This is a genomic window from Pseudoalteromonas sp. SA25, from assembly GCF_011378705.1.
GTDB classification, from domain to species: Bacteria; Pseudomonadota; Gammaproteobacteria; order Enterobacterales; family Alteromonadaceae; genus Pseudoalteromonas; species Pseudoalteromonas arctica.
Genome location: NZ_WTKV01000004.1, coordinates 140,553 through 163,130, shown reverse-complemented (window position 1 = coordinate 163,130; position 22,578 = coordinate 140,553). Strand labels below are relative to the sequence as shown.

The window sequence follows — 22,578 nt, the reverse complement described above, 5'->3', positions numbered from 1 at the left end:
TATGCAAATAGCATAACATTTCTTTCTTAATGGGTGACCAAAATTACTCTACCACTACAGGGGAAGTCATGCTCTTCGGCGGCTAGGCTCAAAATAGCGATGAGTGGCCACAAAATGCCATTAATGCATTTATTCGTAAGCTTACGACGGCCATTCTTTTTTATCATCGTCAGGCTTTCACGAAAATAATCAACATTAGCCAGTGTAATTTCGCTGACGAGTATATTGCCAAACTCAGGGAGCAAATAAGTATCGAGTATATTAAGCACGATACCTTGGTAGCTGCTTTTCCATTTAGCTTTTTGACGATCAAGCCACTCATTTGCATAATCATTAAAAAATGGGTGCAAACGGTCGGGATGTTTGGTGCGTTGTAGGACCTCAAACTTTGCCACCTTTTTACTTTCAGGAAAATAATCACGGTATTGAAAGGTCTCTAAAGCAATTTTTGCATTGATTTTCTTAAGCGTCGCATGGGCTTTATTTAAATTAACAGGTGTTGCCATGAACTTAGTGCCATCACGAAAGCGTTGCCCATAAAGGTGTAAGTCATATTGAATACGCCCGTTAGGACGAATGCGAATGTGAGCCATAATGGCCTCCATTAGTTAGTCGAACTATAAATAGATCTATCCCTCACCAATGGAATTCGTTAGAATTAAGCCATCGGCTGGGGTGGTTTTAAGTCAGCGCAGCCGATACGGGGTAGGGAGGTTGCCGCCTTTTTACCCCAACTGCTTATTTTATTTTCAATTGTGCTAATACTATATACTAAGTATTAAAACGCGCCATTATCAAAATAGTTACTTATGAATATAACAAGTACTGTTTATTTGCCCAGTATTTTTGCTTTAATATTCATCATCACCATCATACATACCTGAGGCAAATAAATCCTCTTGCACTTCCTGCTTTTTATGCTGTGAAGTCACTTCTATTTTCTCCAAGCTTTCAAGCATTACGAGTACTTTGGATAGCTGGCTTTCATCATTTTCTATAGGGATACTGCGATAAGGTAACTTATCTTTTGATGAAGAATACACGCCTAGTTTAAGTTCACCGTTTGGGTATTTAATAATATCTAGTCGTGTACTATTGGCACCATTTAAATCTTTGATTTTTATATCTAGTAAATCTTTTGGTGGAAAGCGATATAAAGAATATTTATTTTTTTTACCGCTTACTTTAGATGTACTAATGGGACGAACAAATTCATAGGGCGGTGTAAGTACCGCGATCGCTGCTTTCTTATCGTCTAAATAGAGTAATGCATTATTTGCTTGTTTAATACCGTTATACTCTTTAACGCAGTGTCCAAGCTCTGCTTTAAATTCATAAAAACTTAATTCAACGTGTCGCAAAGTTTGTGTTTTTTCAGGAGATTTCGCGCGCAACTCGTTGATGCCTCCTACAAAGCAGGTTACCGCCCCATCATCTGCTTTGAAGGTGAGTAGATCCCCTTGTTGGGCTATCTCTATTTCATCTCCATCTGTGTTGTCACATAAGTCACTTAATTGTTGAGTAGTTTCAGGTGTCATGACCATAGAAATCGGCAGTTTAATATCATTGGGTAAGTGTTTATCTTCTACTTTTCCATCGCGTTGTACGCGAATTGATTGCTGCTCTTGATTCATTTCGCAAAGTTCAAAAGGCATATGTTCTGTAGATTCATAAATTATTCGCTCAATAACTGATTTTGAGACAGTAGTGGTTGGTAGCTTATTATTATTTTCAAGGTAAGTTATATGTTCCTTAATTGCATTGCTGCATTCACATCGGCGTAATGTCGCCTGTTCGCCATTGGGAGCAAATTGAATTAATTCTATAAAAGTAGAGCCTGCTGACGAATCTTGAAAATTTAGTTCAATATCTTGCTCTGATGCAAAATAGTCAGGAAGCTGCTTGGTGTAACTACCATCAATAGAAAATTGTTTATCCTTTAAGTTAGTAGAGCGCTTATCAAGTATAAACTTACATTGTGCAAACAGCGGTTTTTGCCCGGTTACTAAAGTTAAAGATGGTTCTTTCTTGTCTATAAATACAGAAACTGGGCTATCAGAATAGCGAGTATCAATATTTTTAGTTGTGTTTTTAAGTCGTTGTTTTTTCTCTTTAGGAATAGTAGGTTTCATTGTTGAGCCTCATCTAATTGAAAAGATTTGATAAAATACTCTGTAAGTTTGAGTACGTTGTTTGAAAGTGACATTTTTGGTATTAAGCTAATAGTTAACTTTGTTGCTCCTATAGGATGTTTATAAATACGGATATCTTCTTTTTTGCATGCAAACTGTGTTTTAAGTAACGTTATTTGCCGCTCACTTTTGATTTTTCGATTAACACACAAGGTGAATTCAAAATTTAACCAGCCCCAGTCAGCTTGTCTAAAAACGGTATTAAATGCGTGTGCGTTTTTAGTGTTGCAGGCGAGCGTAATTTGCAATGACTGTTTATCGTCAGAAAGTATAACTGGAGGTAAATAGTTCAGAGCCGTGCGCTGCTTTTTAGGAAGAGGTTGAATATGATGCCGGCTACCCTTTTCCCAAATAAAGCTAAGCGAACCTAGGTCGAATACTTTATTTTTAAACATCGATTTGAATATAAACCCGAGTATTGTGTGCTCACTGTCACAAATAGATTGCTGCCACGCGATACTATGCTTGACCGTTGACGATGAAATTGTTGTTACTTTCGCTTTACCAAACATCGCCTCTTTGAGCTCATAGTCGCTCAAAAAAATGTGCTGACAACGTTTCTCTACTCGTGTTTTTCTTGCATATTCAGGGCTGAGTTTAAGCAGAATACGAGATAAGTCATTTGAGTTTGGTTTTAGGCCAAGTAAGTAACATACCTCACTGTGCGTGCGACCATGGCGTGTATACATGCAGTGGGCTGGGCTGATAATAGGCAATAGCCAGTCTATATCATGTAAGTATGACCAGCGTGTCGTGCCATAATAGATATGACCAATCTGCGTACCCATTTCATCTAAAAAAATTGCATCATTAACTTCACGGACAGTTCTGCCTTCAAACCAATAGTCAAAGCGGATAGCCACCGACTCACTCGATAGAATTTCTAGCTCTAGCGATGTTTTTCCTCGTTGATTATCGGGTGTACTATTTAAACAGTGCAGTGTTTGCAGCATAAATATATGCACACCACTGTGGCGAAGATGATGAAAATTAATATGTGTACCGAATAAACATCGTAAAGCACGTGACACAGGTAGTAGATAATACAGTTGTCTCGAATGGTACTTTTCACCTTCAAACCCTAACAAAGGTTGCTCGCGAGGTGAGTTCTTTTTTACCTCAAATAGATATATAAATAACTGGCGGTACTGCTTAGGAAGCGTAGTGTGCACCTTACGAGGAGTGTCACTTTTAGTGTTGCCCTCAGCGGTGTTAGTTACAGTAACAGTTAACAACCCTGTACTCGGTTTAAAGCGAATATCTTTACGACGTAATCTGAGGATTTCACCACGGCGCAACATAGCGTAAAAACCCAGCAAAGCAGCAATTACACAGAATAAGTTACGAAAAGGGTGATGAATTCCTTTGTTAATTAGGGCCTCTATCAGCAAGTCGCATTCATCAACACTTAAGCGTGCAGCGCTGACTGAAGGAGGCATTATAGGGCTTTCAAAGTGCGATAAATCGAGAGAGTCCGTTTGTTCTTGATAGCTTAAAAAACGTAAAAATGTATAAAACTTAATTTTTACTGCATTAGAGTCTATCGATTTATAAACTGCTTGTGCCCATGAGTTTACCGTTTCTTTAGCAATTGCATCAGCATAAGATAAAGGGAAAGGCTCAACCCTACTTTTTAGTGAGGTGTAATTTCTAATTGAGCCCAAGGCGAGTTCTGCTTTTTTAACGCCACCGTACACGATTAGTTGTTTGGTATAATCAAATAGCATTCGAGGCAAAATATTAGTGGCATCCAGTGGTGGGTACTCTACAACATCCAGATTTTCTATATTCTTAAGTAATATTTCATGGGGCCAATGTGTTTTAGTTCTCGATTTTTTTAATGACTCAAACCAGGTAGTATCCCAGTCAATATCGTAAATATCTGTAGCTTTTAACACAGACTCAGTGATGTTTTGGGGCAAGCCGACATGACGCTCTGGATAAGCTAAGTCTTTTATAAAAATAGGCGGCAGTTGAAATCGGATATACCAACTTACTTGAAAGTGTTTAAACCATTCACTTTCTTGAACTCTAGACAGTCCCTCTGTTTGTAACCACTGTGTTAAACTAGTGTATAAAGTTTGCGGGCAGAGTTGCTTAAGTGATTGTGCATAATAATCATGCAGTAATTGGTGGCATACTACTGGAATGTGGTAATGGGTCACTCGTGGGTCATCACCCCCACACGCGTTATGCGTTATAGCAAGGCGCGGATTAGGTACTTCATTTGTAATAGAGTCATGATTATTTAAAATGGCACAAATATGCGTTAACGAAAAGGGCGCGATTTCAAACCCTATCATCAATGCAATAAAACATGGTGTTAATGATGTTCTCGTATCAAAAAAATGTGTTTTGTGCTGTTGGTAGCAAGCAAAAATTTGCTGTGCATGCGCAGAGCCTTTAGCTAGTTCTTCAAAGTATTGGTGATTCGCATCAGTCACCTTTTCTTTGACTGCTTCAGGCAATTGCCATTGGCATTCATTTCCTAAATAAAAAAGAACGCCTTCAAGTGCTTCACGATAAACTTGTCGCTTCCCAGTCACAATCGTATTGAGCTGTCGATTAATAAAATCCAGCTCGATCTTATCTAAACTGCGCTCTCGTTTGTTTATTATAGGTGAATGGTTCAAAATCCATAAGATAGCCTCTTGTGTAGTGCTATATGGCCAAGCGGACGCCAAATAATTGCTGATGCTATTTGTTAGTTCTTTTATAGTTTGTTCAGACATGAGTTAAAGCCTCCAAGCCTAATCGCTGCGGCAATGTGTTTAAATAGGTTTTTAATACGCTAAAACGTTTCGGTGATAACATGTCACTTCCAAGGCGCTCCCCTAGATTTTCGTGGCCCATAAGCCGGTCAATATCGTTATCGAATAATTTGTCTGAAAACATGTGACTATTAGCGCAATAGCAAAAAAAGTGACGCAATTGGTAAGGCACAACATCCGGCCATAACTGATGCATGAATAACCTAAGACCGCTACTGCTAAGTCTTACTGGTGTATTTGCTTCATTACAGGTATACCAAAGTTCATCTAACTCAATATGTATGCTAAGTTGCGAGCGGATAGCCATTTTTAGTAATAAGTACTGCTTAATCTCTTGCTGTAAGTAGTCAGAAAGTATGAGTTGCCTAAGGCACCCTTTGTCTTTGATAAACACCACATCAGTTTGTGAGTAATAGATTGATAAAATACTAATAGCATGTGTGGGCCTTGCGCCGGTAAGGACAATAAATAGCAATGCGATACGATAAGTCGCCTTATTGTAATAATCGCGAAGTGCTGCTTTAGTCGCTCTTTTAACGAAAGCATTTTGTTTTGCGACTAAGGTCAATGTATGTAGCTTTGTAAAGAAATAGCTCACATCATTATCTTCTAATGAGCGAACACTCCCCACAGATATAGAAGGGGTAATATGTGTACTAGTAGTGACGTCGTTGCCGTCTTTATCTCTAATGTATTCAATTCTAAATTGGCTGATTGCGCTTGATTGCGATAAATAACGTGCTTTTTTTATCGATTCATTGATAAGTTTTACAGAAAAACTCTTTAGATAAACTTCAAAAAATGAATTTAATTTATTATTTCGCGCCGCTTGAATAAGTCGAGATAAATAACGGTTATGTGCTTCGAATATTCTATAGCGAATATAATCACTATTAAGCCTTTGGTAATACATCGCACTAGCATGATGGGCCTGGTTAGGTTCAATAAGTTGTATTCTAACGATGGCACCCAGCGTATTATCGGCTTTCGCACTTCGGTTAAAATATTGTTGTAATTCACTTTTATTAACCCGTGGGAATAAAGCTAATGCACGGGGAGTCTTCCATGACGTGGTCATCAATTCAAACAAGCTTTCTTTGGCTTTGTAACTTAAAAACGGTTTACCATAAGAGTTATGATTACTAATAAACTGTTGAAAAAATGGATTGAGATAAGTGGGTATAGGTTGCCATAAGTAAATAACATGGTTTTTATATCTGCACGGTCGAGCATATTCAGCCCAAGAGACTGTCCCGTCATAATAAGTTCTAAATGTATTCTCAGTACAATCAGCATCACAAGTGACTCTCCTAAAATCAGGTATATCACTGGCCTTTTTAATTTTAGTCCAATCTTCTGCTAGCCATATGAAGAGTGCAACCATAGTAATCGCTGGTCGGCTCCGCATACCTAATTTCGCAAGTTTTATCAGTAAAATTGCAAGTGTGGTGGCGTAACTATGCGCATCAGGGTAGCAGCCACCTGCATTACTAAGCCGGTTAGCTTTCGCTATGGATGTAGATTTGCTCATGTTAAGATCCTTATATCAACGGAAAGTGCTTGGAAGTACATTCGCTAAATTAGCTAAGACTTTCTTAGTTGGGCATGGCAATGAATGCTTTTTAAAGCATAAAAGTCGTTCTTGGATTGTATTTCCTGATAAGGCTAGAGACATTGAAAACGCTGGGCTATATAACAAACCAATTGTTAATAGTCTTGCGGCAGCTTCTTGCGGATAAACCAGTAATGAAACGGTCAGTTTAGCGCTCAGAGGGTGGGCTTTAAAACGCTCGAGGAAACCACTGGGCATAAGTGCTAAATAGTAATTATTTTCCGAACTCTGTGTGACTGGTAGTGGGTGTATGTCTAAAATGGCCTGCATTACACCAATATCAAGCATATCAATATTGCCACCCGCTTTTAATTTTAATTTATCGTGCTTTGTTAGCGCGTGAAGCTGCGAATAACTCATTAAATTAATCGAGTTTAAGGGGAGTTTTTTGGTTTTAGAGTTTATTTTTTTCATCATTTAAATTCACCATAAAAGTTATTTACGCTGTGCTTTGACATGCACTTCAAATGTATGCGTAACAAATTAGCTGTTAAGCCGATATTTAAGTTGTTAGCTTTTGAAAAACTACTAACGTATTTACATTGCATATAACTGCGTGCGATTCCCTTGATTAAATCACGGGAATTGAGGGGTCACTGTCAAAATAAAACGCTAAAATCGCTTTTTTTTGTCCACTTACCACTTTTTTGCTGTTTATTTCGAAATTAAACGGCAATTTCGGTTTTTCAAACCTAATTAATATCACCTTGATGCTTACCTTATTTCTCTGCAGGAAATTAAGAGGAGACTTCAAAAGAAAGGCTAATGAAAGAAGCTGCATATTTGGAAGCTCTGGCAGCGTTAACTCATCGTCTGGGTGTAAAGTTGCCAGTGTTGGCTGTTGTTGCAATTGAAGTGAGTTTAACGGCAACTTTTTTGTCTTCTTCATAATCGTAATTTCCTAAAAATATAACTTTAAGATGATAAATAAATTTTTCTATCATCAAATGGAATTGCTCTTTTAGTTATTAAATCACGAGAATTAAGGGGGCACTGTCAAAAAAAAACGCTAAAATCGACATTTTTTGTCCACTTATCACTTTTTTTGTTATTAAAATGTAAAATATATCTTTTTCTAGTGCGCACCACATTTCTGATAGAAAGGATAAATGATGAATAACGTTAAAAAGAAGGGTACTTTTTCAAAGTAATTCAGCTGTAAAAGGCACGTCAATAGACAAGATACTTATGTTTTTCAATTTAAGAATTGATCAGGTTAACAATGTTGTGGGTAGACATTTTAAATTTGATTTTAAAAAAGTAGATTTATGCCGTGATATGTATTTTGCTTTTGTGCTTAATTAAAAGTGGAAAGGACTAATTCTATGCAGGGTAGTTTTTGCGGAATATTATATTAAATAATGGCACATCTAGATTCGTAATTTGCGTGACAAATAGCGCTAATATATCCCTATAGTTAATGTTTACTCGAGATATTAGGGGGTTAGTAATTTTCAGCAGGATCTTATTAAGCTTAATACTCTAAATTGACAATCATCTAGCGTCAATTAATTTGCCTAGCTACCGGTATTAAAATTCAAACAGACAGATGATATGAAATGTATTTTGTTTTATGATAACGGGGAATTACTAAAAATCATATGAGTTCAAAGGGAAGTTGGATGTTTGACCACTTACTAGTGGCAAAATGTATAGCTTAATTGATTATTCAACTTATCCATTACTTCCTTAGATCTAATATTGATTATTTTAGGCACAATGTGCCTTATTCTGGCATTAAATTTATAAGCTAATTAAATTAGGGAAGTATCAATGAAAAAAATAATTGCAGGATCAATCATTGCGGGTGTTTTAACTTTAGCGGGTTGTGCATCTTCAAGTCCATGGGATGGCATGCCTTATCAAGAAGCGAGTGCTTGGCAGGGGATTGGAGTCCAGGCTTATGATGCTAGAATTTTGCGAAGCAATGGCTTTACACCAACAGATACTAAAGAGTGGGTACAAGCTGGGATCAAATCACCACAGACAATAGTTGATTGGAAAATGGCCGGTTTTACGCCTCGTAATGCATCAAAGTGGATAAGTAAAAATTTCACATTAGAAAAAGCAATCGAGTTCAAAAAACAAGGTCTGACAGTACAGTAATAAGTCGCTATTCGAATTGTAATTAAAATGCCTTGCTGTGTTAACACAGCAAGGCATTTTTTGTTTGTAGATAGAAGTAAGCGGGTAATAACGTTAATGCATAGAAATATCACTAGTGTAAACCTCTCTTTATACTAACTATCGTTATGTTAAATAGAGCATTAAATTAAATCCCGTATGGAATAACCTGAAATATTGACTATATTTTCTTATAGTGAAACTAAAATAAAAGGAAATAATATGGCTGGCTTAAAGGTCCTTGTATTAGAACCCGCAATTTACTTACCATCAGGTACCCATAATCTTAAGCAAGATAAAACAGTCAAGCTAATGGGACTTTGGATAGAACACGCTAGTTTTATAGAAGAGATTGATTTAAATAAATATAATTATAGTCAGAGGTATATTGAGGGAATTGATAATTTACTAATGTTTTCTGCTGTGAATTCGACACCGGTTTGCGTTGATGTAGGTCGATACATTGATAAAGATACAGCGATTATCATTAAAACTCAATTTTTCGTACCTTTTAAAGGTAAGAAAGTTGAGGTACTACATGAGCATGCAATTTCATTCACTTCAGGAGGGAAATGCGTTTCAGATAATTTATTTTTCACAACATCTCTCGCTGTACCAGCACTCTTTCGCTCACATGGAAGGGAAGTCGCTGATTTAATAAATAAGCCTCATGATGAAACTAAAGAAGATTTAACAACTTATAGCAATTATCCTAATGAATATGTGGAAACGCTAGCTTTAGTAAATGAAGATGAGAAATCTGAAATGTGGTACAGCACCACATATACCGCACTTACGCCTAATCGGACAGGCTCCGTTATAGCGTTTAAATAATTAATTTCAGTACTTGTATGAGTTATAGAGTGAACCATATTTTAATAAACTTGCTACGGTAATCCCCCTGAAAAATAATAGAAGCCAAACGCAGAGTTTTCTCTTATTGTAAACACAAGATAAAATTATGAAAAAAGCACATTTTACAGAATATGAGGTCATACTTTTAAGTCAAGGTAAAGTTCGTGATCTAAAAATCCTTTTTTCTATATTAAAAATGACCTAATATTATTAAAAATTAGGTCATTTATTTTTAAGGAATTATCATATCATTTTTATATAAATGATATTACCACCTTCTTTTACTTCGTATATTTCCTTATGTTTTCTATATTTTTCATGCTCTAATGTTATTTTATACTTCCCTACTGGCACTTCCATACCATAAGTATAATTTTCGAAACCTTCAACACTAATCTTAACTCTGAATTTATAACTAGGTAGTATAAGTAAACTACCTTTCCCAGTGCCAGTTAATCTTTTATCATCTTCTTCTTTCTTTTTTGTTGGGTCATAACGAGCTGAAATTATTTCTGGAGAATAATAAGTAAAACCTTTTTCGTTCATACTCATCTCTTTATAGCGTTCTTCTCTTAATTTATTTCTTTTTTTATTTTGTATAATTTCTTCTTTTTCTTTTCTAATTTCCTCTTTTTTATTTTCAATATTTTTTTGAACTTCTTGATATTGCATATAAGGAGGAATAGAACCTAATAAAAAAGCAAAAATAACAGCAAATATAGAATAACTATTTTTATCTTTTAATGTTAACAAAATAGATGTTAAAGAAACCATTATAGGTAATATGTAACCAGAAAAGATAAATAAAGGAACAAAAAACAATGAAAAAATACCATCTTTAATATTTTTACTATCTCCCATTTCTAAGAAATCAATTTTGTATAAATATACCGTTATAGCTATAGAAATGGCTAAACCAACAAATGATACAATAACAAATGACAGTGATGATTTGTCATTGTTTAAATGTTTTTTAAAGCTTTCACTAAATAATAATGATGCTGTGCCAGCAATACAAAGTGGTAGAAGAAAAATAACACCGGTTTCTAAACTAGCATGAAATACTTTAATACAGGCTTCTATACCTTTATATATAAAATATATACCGGCTCCTACTATAAGAATACGTATCAAATTACCTGATTTATATGTACTTGAAAGTCCCGTTTTATGTATGCCATTTTCAGAATACTTAACATATGTTTTATCTCTTCTATCTTCCTCCCCAAGAGAAAAAATAAAAGACATTAAAAGTTTCATAACAAACCAAAAAAAATACAAAGAAGAAAGTATAGGTATAGTAAAAAATATATACCATTTGGAATAGGTGTCTTCTGAAAAATCCTGTTCTTCAGTGATTTTTTCTTCTTTCATTATAGCTCCTAGTAAAGATTGATTTTGAATGTATTTTTATTTTTAAAAAATTTTAATTGATAATTGTTTTCTTAAAAAACATAAAGATCTTCAAGGGAGGTACCATTGCTTTATATGGTTTTCATCGCTTTTAGATATAATGTTATAGTTAACTTTTGATTGATATAAATTAATTTTTAATATGTTATTATAAATATAATGCTCTTTAATTAATTGAGTAGGTATTTATGGTTTGAAATTAAAGTATATTAACGGTTTCCCTAATATTTATCTTTAAACTATCCTGATATTTATTTTTCTTAATTAATATGTTTGATGTCATAATTGATTGTATTTTTTAATGAATGAAATGTTTATTCGAAAATAACTTCAACTTTTTCTTTGTAGATTGAACAGTTTTTTATTTAAAGTGGAATATTTAAGTGCAACTTATTTGTCAAGAAAGTATTTCATTAAATGTATAACAGTTTTTATATTCTTTTGTTTTTTGAAATGTTTTCAAAATTATTTAATGTCCATCTGTAATCTTCTGATAATGATTCTTTAGAACTCAGGGCAAGAGCATTAAAAAGCTATGCGTAGTACAGCCTACCTTGAAAAGGTATTGAACTAATAGACTTTTTTCATGTTCTTGCCTTGTATTTTAAGGTAGGTACGCAGTAAATAATTAATCTATCCTTTTAAGCTCTTCCTCGCAGCGCAGAAATACAACTGGCAAGAATTACAAACCCTAGTGACACTGTAAACGCCAATGAAATCGTACTCATTAATGCGTGGCCATTTTGTGCTGAAAAGGTGCTGTCACCAAGGTAATAATGTACAATTAAGTTGATTAAGCTCATACCAAATAAATTACCAATAGTGCGCGATAAGTTCATTGAGGAAGATGCGACGCCTAGCTCACTTTTATCTACAGCACCCATAATGGCATTATTGTTTGGGGTCGAAAATAAGCCAAACCCAATCCCTAATAATAACAATGAGCCGCTAATGTAAACGGTGCTTGAACTAATTGATAACCGGGATAGCAGAAAAAAGCCAACGAGAACAATTATACACCCTAATGTGGCAAGTAGGCGTGGCTGTACTTTATCGGAAAGCCTACCTGCCAGTGGCGCCATGATAGCCATTGAAACCGCTTGGAGTAATATTATTTGGCCAGCATGAGTGGGGCTTAATCCTTTGATATATTGCAAATACAAACTTAACAAAAAGGCGAGTGAAAAATTACTGGCATACATTAAAAATGAAGTCGTCAACGATAAGCTGAACACACGACTTTCTAAAAACATTTGCACCCTAATTAAGGGGCGCCGACTGCGACTTTGGTGAACAATAAATAGCATCAAGCAGATGATTGAAAGCACTGTTAAAAGCCACCCAGCTATATCAGGCAAATCACTTAACCCTAAGACTAAGAACAGTGCAAAGAGCGAGAAAATAACCGTGCCCCACCAGTCAAATGGCGATTTTTTATCGTTTTTCCACTCTTCATGTAAAAACAATTTGATGGCAGCTAGTAGTAAAAGTACAAGAGGGATTTGCGAGTAAAACACGGCCCGCCACCCCCACATTTCAGTCAGCCAGCCACCGACCGCAGGTGCAGCACTCAACCCTATGTACACACACGCCGCAGAGGTACCGAGTGCCATCCCGCGCTTATTATCAGGCGTGACAGAAGTAATGATGGCAACACCTATACCAAAAATCATGGCACCAGCAGCACCTTGTATAAAACGCCAGAAAAGGACCCACTCAATAGAGGTAGCTAGCGCACACATCAGCGAGGCCACTGCATTTAAACCCAAACCAAAAGCATACACACGTTTACGGCCATAATTGTCTGCCACTTTTCCGCATGGAAGCATAAACATTACGCTGCTGAGTAAATACAAAGTGGGCATCCACGCGATCATTTTTGCATTAGCGTGTAGATCTTCGGCAAGATTTGGAATAGCGATATTAACGCCTGCCATACCAAGCGGTCCTATAATAGATCCGCTGCAAATGATAATAAGTGCAATAGTAGTAGTGGGAAGTTTAAACAAGCTGAATCCTTCTATTTCCAAGCCTTAGAATGATACGTGAAGATACTTGCTTGTGCAGGGTTTTAAGTTGTTGAGGACGTCCAAAGACTACATCAACTTAAGTATATATAAATGTCGTTAATTTAAGAAATAACCTTGGTCACAACTTTCAATATCACGCCAAATCTACAAGGCTTTAGCACCATTTTTCAATGAGTGGCCAAATTAACTATGTCACTACATACACATTCAAGTCTAAATTCGGGTGTAAAGTTGGTTCTTGTTCTGTTTGTCATAGTGTTACCTAAATTTGTGAGATGCATAAACACCTCTAATCAAGTGACAAAATTAACTATGTGATTACAATGACACAGGTTTTTGAACACTATCGGGTTGATTCACACCTTTTGATTTTATTAGTTCTAATATGAGAAAAACGCGTTCAATAAAGTCAGTATAGTTCTTATACTCTTTGAATAAGACAGAGAAAGAAACTTTAGAGTTAGAACCATATGGCTGTTCAGGCCATAGTATCAAGCAGTCCTTAAGTAAGTTGTCTACTAACGACAGATCATGCAGAGATGTTGGGCCAGGTTTTATTTGTTCTTCTTCAGGGGTTAATATTGAACTTCTCAATTTTAAGCCTTCCATCATTCTATTTGTATGTTGGGCGTTATGTGTAAACCAGTATTTTATTTTTTGCTCTATATCTTCCATACCCTCTAATAGATGAATTGGATCTGAAACGTACTTTAGAGAAATAACTGCCTTTGCCCTCTTCTTACTTACAGCTAGGTTTATTACTATATGTGTTCTAAAGCCATCCTCATTAGTATGAACTAGCAAGTTATCCATACTATCGTGATGATGTTCTTCAATCTCTTTGCCCCAGTTCTTTAGTCCTGCTACACCTTTATTATCATCGTGTTCAGCTTCATAAGTGCATAGATCATCGTAGGGATCAAAAGTTTCTTCATTATAAGAAACATCTTCAGGCAGCTTATGGGATTCATCAAGTTGGGCGAATGAATCAATTTCTTCGTGAAGGAAGTTCACTTCTAAAAAGGCCTCATAGGCTAATTCATCAGGAATACTATTAAGGAAATTAACCAAATCTCTTATAGATTCTATCGTTTTTGTTTGGCAGAACCTTGCCTTACCAAGCCTTTCAATACTATCAGCGTGTTTAACACCTATACCTTCAATTCTATAGTAAGCCCCACTTATTTTTTCAACCTTGCCTTGTTTCTCAATTCCAAAAACGAAGACTTCGTCGCCAACTTCTATTTTTTTTACTTTCCTTATCGCCATATAATTCCCTCAAGATTTGTAAAGTTATTTTAAACAAGTGCTTTCTATTTTAATTAATATACCATGCACATACGTATTACTTAAGTTACAAAATTAATGTGTTGAATTAAAATATGGCTCCCTTCATATCAGGTACTAATCACCACGATTAATTTGAGGTGTTTCAATAATAGAGACTGGACTTCTTACAGTTTACTAGGCACTAAATAAGTTACATTGTAATTTTCAAGTTGTTTATGGGCAAAGGCAAACGATATACCCATGAATATAATAAGTAAATTACTGAGCGTTTTTACTCTACTATCGAGCAGCTGGATGGTTAGATAATCTCACTAAGAACTAATTGACAAACCTGATGATCTATAAGAACCTACTATTAGATTTATGCAGGTTTACTTGCGCGTAATTTTATTGAAAAAGACAGTGTAGAGTATATGCCTGTAACAGTGACTAGCCTTTAATCTCATCGAGAGGGAGCTGTTTATAACACAAGTTACTATGGTTACTTTTTCATTATTAAAGGGACTTATTATGAAATATATAACTTATGACAGTTTTACCTGTGACTACACTAAGTACGTTTAAAGTGTTAATCAAAGATAAACCTAATTATTATATTTTTAACTACTCCCCCTTATGAACTATACGTTTCAATTTGAATTGAAACTTTTTAGTTTGTTTACAGCAGGACGCATACTGACAGTATCTATTATAAAAAATATAACATGGTAATCATATGATTGAAACTTTACTCAGAAATAAGTTTTTACGAAATACACTGCTTGCATCGCTCTTTACATCCCCTTTTATAGCTCATGCAGGTCAAATAAAAGTAGTATTCGCCGATGCCGAGGGGGTGGGTTTTAATAGCCAAGAGCAATATTCGGCTGTAGGTGGCAATAATGCTAAAACACTAGGTGAAGCACGCAAGAACGTTTTGTTTCGTGCTGTCCGCATGATTGAATCTCAAATAAATATAGCGTCTAACTTTACAATAGAAGTTGAGTTTTCTGATTTAGATGGTTATGGCGCTATTACACGTGGGCCAAGCTTTACCAGCTTTATTGAAGGTCAATCAAATCCATATGGGATTTTAGAAGTTGGTCGGCAGTACCCTATAAACTTACTTTACTCATTACAGGATAATGAGTCTAATTTTTGGGGTTTAGAAATTTATCCTGTGAGTAGAACAAGTTTTTCCGCTACTGATTCAACATACCTTGGTTTTGATAATAATGGTGTAGATAGAAGCTTTATTTCAACAACCTTACATGAGCTAGCCCATGTTATGGGGTTCGCTAATTTAGATTGTTTAGGCAATTGCTTTCCTGAACCAATATCTTTACCGAGTCACTTCACTAAATTTGTATTTGGGCAAGGCGAGCCTTTAGAGGTTTTTGATGATTTGTCAATTAGTGAAAAAGAAAAGCTGGTCTCTTCTAATGATAGATTATTATTTATCGGATCGAATACGACACAGTCAAAATTAGCTGATTTACTGACCGCAGGTATCCACAATGGTGCGGTTGAATTACATGCAGATGGTGAACTTGATGGTCAAGAGATCGCTCATTTTTCACCTAATGTATACCCTGAACAGCTAATGTGGTCTGTTGGTGGTAATGTATTAAATTTGGGGGCTGCAGCTTATATTCTATGTGATGTAGGCTGGTGTCGAGGGACTGGTAAGGTTATTGATATTGCGCTTAGTATAGAAAATACTAATTTTCATGCAGAGCCAAGCCAGAGGGTTGATATTGATTTTATTTTAGAAAACTTCACCGAGACTCCAGTAAATGATCTTCTTCTTGAAATACGTATCCCTGAGGGAGTGGTGTTATCAAATGCGCTTTTAGATAATGGTGATTGCCAAATACTTGATGGTTCTGTTCTGTCGTGCACAGTTCAAAGGTTAGATGCCCAAGAAATGCTGGATATGCACTTTCTTTTAAGCGGCGATATTGGTCAATATGAACTTACTGGCGAATTATCATCAGCTTCTTTCGACGTTGATACTAACGGTAGTAATAATTTATTTGATATAGATTTTAACGTTACTACAAATCAGAAGCCAGAAATAACGTTAGTTGAATCTAAAACGGTTAATGAAGGGACTAAAGTATTCATAACTGCATCAGCCATCGACTCTGATAATGACGAGTTAACTTACTTATGGACTCAATTAAGTGGGCCAAGTGTAGTATTAGCTGATACAGGCGGTCTTAGTTTAGAGTTTACTGCGCCTGAAGTGACACAAGATACAGAATTAGTGTTTCAATTAATGGTTTCTGATAATGAAGCTGAGGTGACAAAACATGTAACGGTTTCAGTCACTGACGTCGAAAAACTTGTAGTCGTTGAGGAAAAAGAAGGGTCTGGAGGTTCTCTTAGTTGGTTACTTACTATAATACTCGGTTTTACAGTATTACGAAAAGGCCGAATAGCTTAATTTGTAGTCGAAAGTGTATGTGAAACAGGTTTTGTGTATCTTGAATAGCTAACCTAATCCCCGTGAATAGAAGGAAGTGATGTCACGGGGAGAGCTTACTCGAGATCGCCAATGAGATAATCAAGCATGTCTTGTGTCTCTTGAGAATATTGTTTTTGTGCCTTTTTTGCACTAGCCAAAAAACTTTTAGTATCATCAACCTTGCCATTATCAGGGTTAATTAGTAGCCAAATTTTATGAAGCCTGTCACGCTGCTCTTCGCTGGATATAACGGCTATCATGTCTATGATTGGCGTAATACTCGTCATTTTAGTGTCACCTAAATATAAAGTTTGACGAAATTGGATGCGCGAATGCTCTTTAGTTAAACACCAATACCCTGAAGAGTAGGTCTCATTTTCCTGTAACATATACTTTAATAGGGTGACGATGTTGGGCTCTTGGTAAGTAACACCCGTATATTCAAAAAAGTCACATTTATAATCCGCGACGACATGTAAAATTGTGCCGCCTTTCTCTAGGTATATGCTTATCGTATATACATTACTTTTTTCAGGACTTATGAATACATCATCTTCCTTTGAGTATACGTAAGATAAGTAATTGATTTTGAGATATTGAGCAAGCTCATCGTTCGTTATTGCCATTACGCATCCTCTAATAGTGTTAAAATTTGGTGGCCCATCAAGGACTCTTCATCAATCAACTTTTCAGCAACGACTTCGAGTAATGAATAGTGTTTAATAAGTAACACTTCCACTTCTTTTTCTGCCGTTTCAATCCACCTTTTTACTGCATTTTGCGCATTTGCAAGTAAGTCACTCTCTTCAAAACGTGTGAGTAGGCCAACATTTAATGGCCCTACAGATGGCTCTATTCCCCCTTGATAAACGGCATGCATCGCTAATTGTGTGGCTTTTTCAATATCGTTACTTGCACCCGTGCTTATTTCATCAGCAGAGCCTGTGCACAGTTTTTCTGCAATTCTTCCGGCAAGGAGCATTTGTAGTTTGCGCATTATAGTAATTTTTGAGTAGCTCTCATATTCATCTGGCTGTCGTGTGGCGACAAATCCAAGGGCTTGATTACGAGGCTCTATAGTAATGAAGTCAATATGTTGTTTAGGGAATAAAAGGTGGTGCGCTACTAAATGACCGGCTTCGTGATAGGCTGTTTTACGTTTTTCGTCTCCGCTTAAAAATAAATGTTCAGAAGGGGAGCCATACCTCACTCTGATCATTGTTTTTTCAATAATCTCTTTAGACAGTTGGACATCATTTGATACCGCAAACTGTATCGCTTCTTTTAATACCTGCTGAATTTCAGCAGGAGACATCCCTTGTGAAAGTGCAACCAGATTAAGTAGTTCATCATCAGTCCAGTTTAAATTATGCTGTGAGGCGTATTGAGTGAAAAAGAGAGTACGTGCTTCTTTATTGGGTAAATCACAATATATAGTCTCGTCAAACCGCCCAGGGCGGGTAATTGCACGGTCGAGCTTTTCTGGGTGATTTGTTGCAGCTAATACAAAAATTTGGCATTTATCATCAAAACCATCCATTTCGGTTAATAATGCATTGACGGTTTGGTTTGCATCTTGAGCGGCTCCTGAAGTGCCTGCTGTTCTCGCTGCAGCAATAGCATCTATCTCATCAATAAAAACAATAGCGGGTGCATATTTCCTTGCTGTGGAGAATAGTTTTTTAATATTTTGTGTTGTTCCACCATGATGTGAAGCTGAAAGTTCAGCGGCTGATACACTGAAAAAAGGTAAATCACATTCACCGGCGACAGCCCTTGCTAGAAGTGTTTTACCTGTTCCAGGGGGGCCTGCAAATAAGTAACCTGCGGGTACTGATATACCAAAGTTATTCAGTTTGGATGGTTGTTTTAACCATCCAATAACATCATTAAGGCGATTCTTAGCACGCTCGAGTCCAATTACATCGGATAGTTTGTCAGTGGGAGCTGATTGAGAGAAAAAATCACTTTCACGTAGATCATTGGAATAAATAAGTTGTTGGGTATTTAAGTCATGAAAGGTCACTTCAATACCATCTGACGACTTCTCAACAGAGATGTTATATTTGAGCATTTGATTTTGATTACACATGCGAGTTAGCGAATATTCAGTATCAATGTAGAAATTAATCCGTTTAAACATATCTACCAACGCTTGTGTGACAGATACCGCATCTAAACTAAAGTGCTCTCTAACTTCTTCGTGATTAGCGTTATACCTTGAATGTGATTCACTTATTAATTGATAAGAAAATAAAATTAGCTCAGGGTTTTTGCTAGACATCTCATCAACTAGTTCAGCAAATCTATTTGCATCCAGAGAATCAACATCAATTAACAGGCTCTGAGGTCTTAGCATTTCAAGAAGGTGGGGTATGTCGTTTTTATTAGCGCACAGGGTAATGCTTTCACTGCTTAATGATTGGTTTATAGCGTCATAAACACGCTTATCATCATCTAACACTAAAAAAATATTTTGACTCGCTTGGGCTAAATCATCACTGACGTTCACATTAATAAAAATATTACTTTGTTCTTCGTCTAAGTATGAAATTGATTTTTGTAATATATTTGCTTGTAATTCAGGAAGTGAGTGCTCTATTTGCCGCATGGTAATTTCAGGCGCTAAACTTTTAAGTAAGAAACGTGGAAAACTCTCTGGCCATTTAAACGTTATACCACCCATGCCGAGGGTGTCATGAATCAATACTTTTTCGGCAGCCTTAATAAAGTGATTTACTTTTAAACCAGAAAATAAAGCCGAATAACCTTTTGATAGTCGATTCACAAATTCAGGCGCTAGGCTTTGTCCCGTCTGACCATTCTTAGATGTACGAAGTACATCAAATACGTTTACTTGATGATGTTGGTTATTTTTATTGAATAACTCTTGCCCTAAGTTTGTCGTAAAAATAATAATGGATTGGGTAAAGTCAATTTCTTCTAAGCTGGTCGCATCTTCTGTATACCCAGAGTCTAGAATAGTTAACAACGATTGAATTACATTAGGGTGTGCTTTTTCAACTTCATCAAAAAGTAATACTTGGCGAGGATTTATTCTTACTAAGTTGGTAAGCAATCCAAGCGAGGCATCAGTATATTGGTTACCCGAGCCAACTAATTTTTTTGGATCGTGCTCATGGGTAAAATGTTCCATATTAAACACATTAAACCCGTAGCCTGAGTTTTCAACATCATTGAGTAGTTCAGCAAAACGAGTGGCAGAGTATGTTTTACCGACGCCAGAGGGACCAGCGAATGTATAAATCATTCGAGGACCTTCACTACGATGCAGGCATGATGATAAATACCCTTGAGCGATGCCTTCCATTGCTTTTTTTTGACCAATGATGCGATCACTTAACGCTTCTTGTATTCTTTTTGATGTTTTTAATGATTTTATTGAGCGATTTTTACTGTTATTAATTGCTTTAAGCTCGTTAATAAACTCATCGTCTATCTCAAGTATTGATTTAATTAACAGGTTAGTATCGAGGACATTACCATTAAACGCTTTATTTAAAGATGATTCAATCGAAGGATTGAATCTAAGGTTAAATACAGGGCGCTTAGCTTCGGCATACCAGTTTGTTGTACTGCCCTTTTCAGAATCGAAAGTGCGCACATCGACTACATCCTCGATGTTCTCACGGTAATCATAGACTTGTTGTGGAAAAATAACTTGATAATGAAAGCAATTAAGCTCTGCCGCTAAGGTTTCGAGCATGAAAGGGACGCTTAGTATGGCTGAAAAAAAGAGATCTGGCGAGACGCTATCTAGCTTTAATCGGGCATATTCATTATTCGAAATACTCAAGTCTGAGTTTTTTAAGAGATAGTTCGCCGTTGAAACAATAGTTATTTCATCAAATAATTCTCTAGTCTGTTTTGATAGCGAAGAGTAATACTTTTTTATATCAAAAGGTGGCGAGGGGGTGTGCTTGATTGTTTCAATAGGACTCGTCGTGTGTGTCTCTTTGTCAAATAATCGAATTGTTTCATAAAGAGCAGGAACAGGGGCTTTTCCATCGTATTCCTCAGAGAAAAAACATCTCATCACTTGCTCAACAGATATAGTGTCTCCCTCTTCGGCAGAGTGTTTACTTTCATATCGCTGGGTATTAACAAACTTAGTTATACATAAACTCTCATTCGGTAGTAATGAAATCATAACTTCATGCATGGGAAAGCTAGTTAACAGTAAATTGACACAATTAGGGTGATGAAAAATGATATTCTTAGCTTCGAATCCGAATAATGTGTCTTCTCGTAAAATGAGATCAAATGTTACAAGTTTATTTTCGAGAACGGTGTCTTTCAATGACCAGTTCAACATGGTGAGAATAAAAGGTATTAAGCTGTCTGTACCAGACAAATGATCATAGTCTAAAATCTGTTCGTTATACGTTACTTTTTTACCGTGAAAGAAATTCCCAACTACATTATTAAAAGACATAACTACATTCCATTTTAGTTAATTTGAAGTGAGTAAAAGGTAACTTACTTCCACTGAGTATTTATAACGGAATGAAAAATATAATGAAACCATTATTTTTCAATATTTTTATAAACTATAAACGTCTGGCAAAGTGCATGTTAATAATAAATGGAGATTGAACTTCCCAGCTTTCACTAGACAGTTTTTAACTCAGAATAGTACTCTTCCTCAAACTTAGCAGGTGAAACACCGCCTGTGTGTGAATGGCGCTTTTTTGGCTTGTAAATTATTTCTATAAAATCAAATATCTTAGCTTTCGTATCTTCGCATCTTCGCGTGTTGAGTATATCTTACGCTTAATTATCCGATTTTTAATCGTCGCAAAAAAGCTTTCAGCAACCGCATTATTATGACAGTTTCCGGCGCGGCTCATCGAAGGCACAAGATTATGTTCTTTCCAGCACTACCGTATTGACTACCTTGATCACTGTGCACCATTACCTCAGCCTTCGGTTGATGTTGATATACAGCCATCAATAGTGCGTTTATAACAAGGTACTTATCCATATTTTTATCCTTTGACCAACCCACAATACGTCTAGAGAATAAATCCATCACTGTTGCCACATATAAAAACCTTCATAAGTTCTTATGTAAGTTATGTCGCTCACCCACGATTGGTTTGGCGCTGGCGGGTTAAATTGACGCGCTAATAAGTTATCTGCAATTCGCGATGTCTTACCGCCTTCACGTAAGTCTGCATGTATCCAAGGACTACCATACGTGCAGCCACTGGCTACATAAAGCGCTTTAATGAGCTTCAACAAGCGATTATCTTCAATCGTTCTATCGCTTATAGGCTTTTTTAACCACGCATAAAAACCACTACGATGCAGCTTAAAAAGGCGGCACATCGCAGTGATGGAAAACTCATCTTGGTGATCACGAATGAAGCCGTACTTTACTCGGGGTTGCTGGCAAAGTACCTTGCGGCCTTTTTTAAAATGCCCCGTTTCTCAGTGACACGTTTCATGTAGTGGTCAATAAAATTGTGCCTCTAATTTAGCGATCTTAAGTTTTTCATCGGATGATTGAACGGATATAGGTTTATCTGATAACTGGCTCCGCCAGTGGTATAGCGTTTTGGTACAAATATCTAATCGTTCAGCGACTCCTGCAACTGAATATCCACGCTCAGTAATTTTTTTAACAACCGCTTCTTTAAACTCTTGGGTATAAACTTGCCTTTGCTCATAAAACACCTCTAATTAGAAATTACAATGTAACTCATTAGGTGTCTAGCAAACTATGGGAAGTCCACTACCATGGAATATTAAAGTAGATCTTTAGTACTAGACGCTTACGAAATAACCTGTTTATAATCAGTGTAGATTGAATGTATTA

General features: G+C 36.3%; 14 protein-coding genes and 1 pseudogene. 3 read left to right on the top strand and 12 right to left on the bottom strand.

The features are described from left to right. Positions 1 to 26: 26 nt before the first annotated feature. The 6 genes from GQR45_RS04865 to GQR45_RS04840 form a co-directional block, all read right to left on the bottom strand. A complete protein-coding gene (locus GQR45_RS04865; protein WP_240920137.1) occupies positions 27 to 593 on the bottom strand; it encodes a DUF3596 domain-containing protein in 567 nt (188 codons plus the stop codon). A 258-nt stretch (positions 594 to 851) separates the two neighbouring features. Then, the gene (locus GQR45_RS04860) at positions 852 to 2,132 is read right to left on the bottom strand and encodes a hypothetical protein (RefSeq protein ID WP_165725298.1); all 1,281 of its coding nucleotides are present in this window, start codon (positions 2,130 to 2,132) and stop codon (positions 852 to 854) included. Continuing rightward, on the bottom strand, positions 2,129 to 4,924 hold the full coding sequence (locus GQR45_RS04855) for a site-specific integrase (RefSeq protein ID WP_165725297.1): 2,796 nt from the start codon (positions 4,922 to 4,924) through the stop codon (positions 2,129 to 2,131). Before GQR45_RS04855 ends, GQR45_RS04860 begins: the two co-directional genes overlap by 4 nt. After that, entirely contained in the window at positions 4,917 to 6,494 is a 1,578-nt protein-coding gene (locus tag GQR45_RS04850; RefSeq protein WP_165725296.1) for a site-specific integrase, read from the bottom strand. The genes GQR45_RS04855 and GQR45_RS04850 overlap by 8 nt, the downstream gene beginning before the upstream one ends. 15 nt (positions 6,495 to 6,509) lie before the next feature. Continuing rightward, positions 6,510 to 6,992 carry a hypothetical protein gene (locus tag GQR45_RS04845; protein ID WP_165725295.1) on the bottom strand — a complete coding sequence of 161 codons (483 nt, stop codon included), beginning with the start codon at positions 6,990 to 6,992 and terminating at the stop codon, positions 6,510 to 6,512. Between the two features lie 154 nt (positions 6,993 to 7,146). Continuing rightward, on the bottom strand, positions 7,147 to 7,464 hold the full coding sequence (locus GQR45_RS04840) for a hypothetical protein (protein WP_165725294.1): 318 nt from the start codon (positions 7,462 to 7,464) through the stop codon (positions 7,147 to 7,149). Positions 7,465 to 8,348: 884 nt separating this feature from the next. Here GQR45_RS04840 and GQR45_RS04835 point away from each other — a divergent pair. Both GQR45_RS04835 and GQR45_RS04830 read left to right on the top strand, forming a co-directional pair. Continuing rightward, complete coding sequence (locus tag GQR45_RS04835) at positions 8,349 to 8,681, top strand: hypothetical protein (protein WP_165725293.1); 333 nt, start codon at positions 8,349 to 8,351, stop codon at positions 8,679 to 8,681. Between the two features lie 240 nt (positions 8,682 to 8,921). Continuing rightward, a complete protein-coding gene (locus GQR45_RS04830) occupies positions 8,922 to 9,533 on the top strand; it encodes a hypothetical protein (RefSeq protein ID WP_165725292.1) in 612 nt (203 codons plus the stop codon). 264 nt (positions 9,534 to 9,797) lie between these two features. On the opposite strand, the gene GQR45_RS04825 is transcribed toward GQR45_RS04830, so the two are convergent. From GQR45_RS04825 to GQR45_RS04815, 3 genes are all read right to left on the bottom strand, one after another. Next, entirely contained in the window at positions 9,798 to 10,928 is a 1,131-nt protein-coding gene (locus GQR45_RS04825; protein WP_165725291.1) for a hypothetical protein, read from the bottom strand. Between the two features lie 680 nt (positions 10,929 to 11,608). Beyond that, on the bottom strand, positions 11,609 to 12,976 hold the full coding sequence (locus GQR45_RS04820) for an MFS transporter (protein WP_165725290.1): 1,368 nt from the start codon (positions 12,974 to 12,976) through the stop codon (positions 11,609 to 11,611). Between the two features lie 339 nt (positions 12,977 to 13,315). Continuing rightward, entirely contained in the window at positions 13,316 to 14,266 is a 951-nt protein-coding gene (locus tag GQR45_RS04815) for a hypothetical protein (protein WP_165725289.1), read from the bottom strand. Positions 14,267 to 15,002: 736 nt separating this feature from the next. Here GQR45_RS04815 and GQR45_RS04810 point away from each other — a divergent pair. Next, a complete protein-coding gene (locus GQR45_RS04810; RefSeq protein WP_165725288.1) occupies positions 15,003 to 16,715 on the top strand; it encodes a hypothetical protein in 1,713 nt (570 codons plus the stop codon). A gap of 95 nt (positions 16,716 to 16,810) precedes the next feature. Here the strand turns inward: GQR45_RS04810 and GQR45_RS04805 are convergent, their stop codons facing one another. From GQR45_RS04805 to GQR45_RS04795, 3 genes and pseudogenes are all read right to left on the bottom strand, one after another. After that, complete coding sequence (locus GQR45_RS04805) at positions 16,811 to 17,362, bottom strand: hypothetical protein (RefSeq protein WP_165725287.1); 552 nt, start codon at positions 17,360 to 17,362, stop codon at positions 16,811 to 16,813. After that, entirely contained in the window at positions 17,362 to 20,907 is a 3,546-nt protein-coding gene (locus GQR45_RS04800; RefSeq protein ID WP_165725286.1) for an AAA family ATPase, read from the bottom strand. The genes GQR45_RS04805 and GQR45_RS04800 overlap by 1 nt, the downstream gene beginning before the upstream one ends. 461 nt (positions 20,908 to 21,368) lie before the next feature. After that, positions 21,369 to 22,436 (bottom strand): annotated as a pseudogene (locus tag GQR45_RS04795) (IS3 family transposase). Positions 22,437 to 22,578 lie beyond the last annotated feature (142 nt).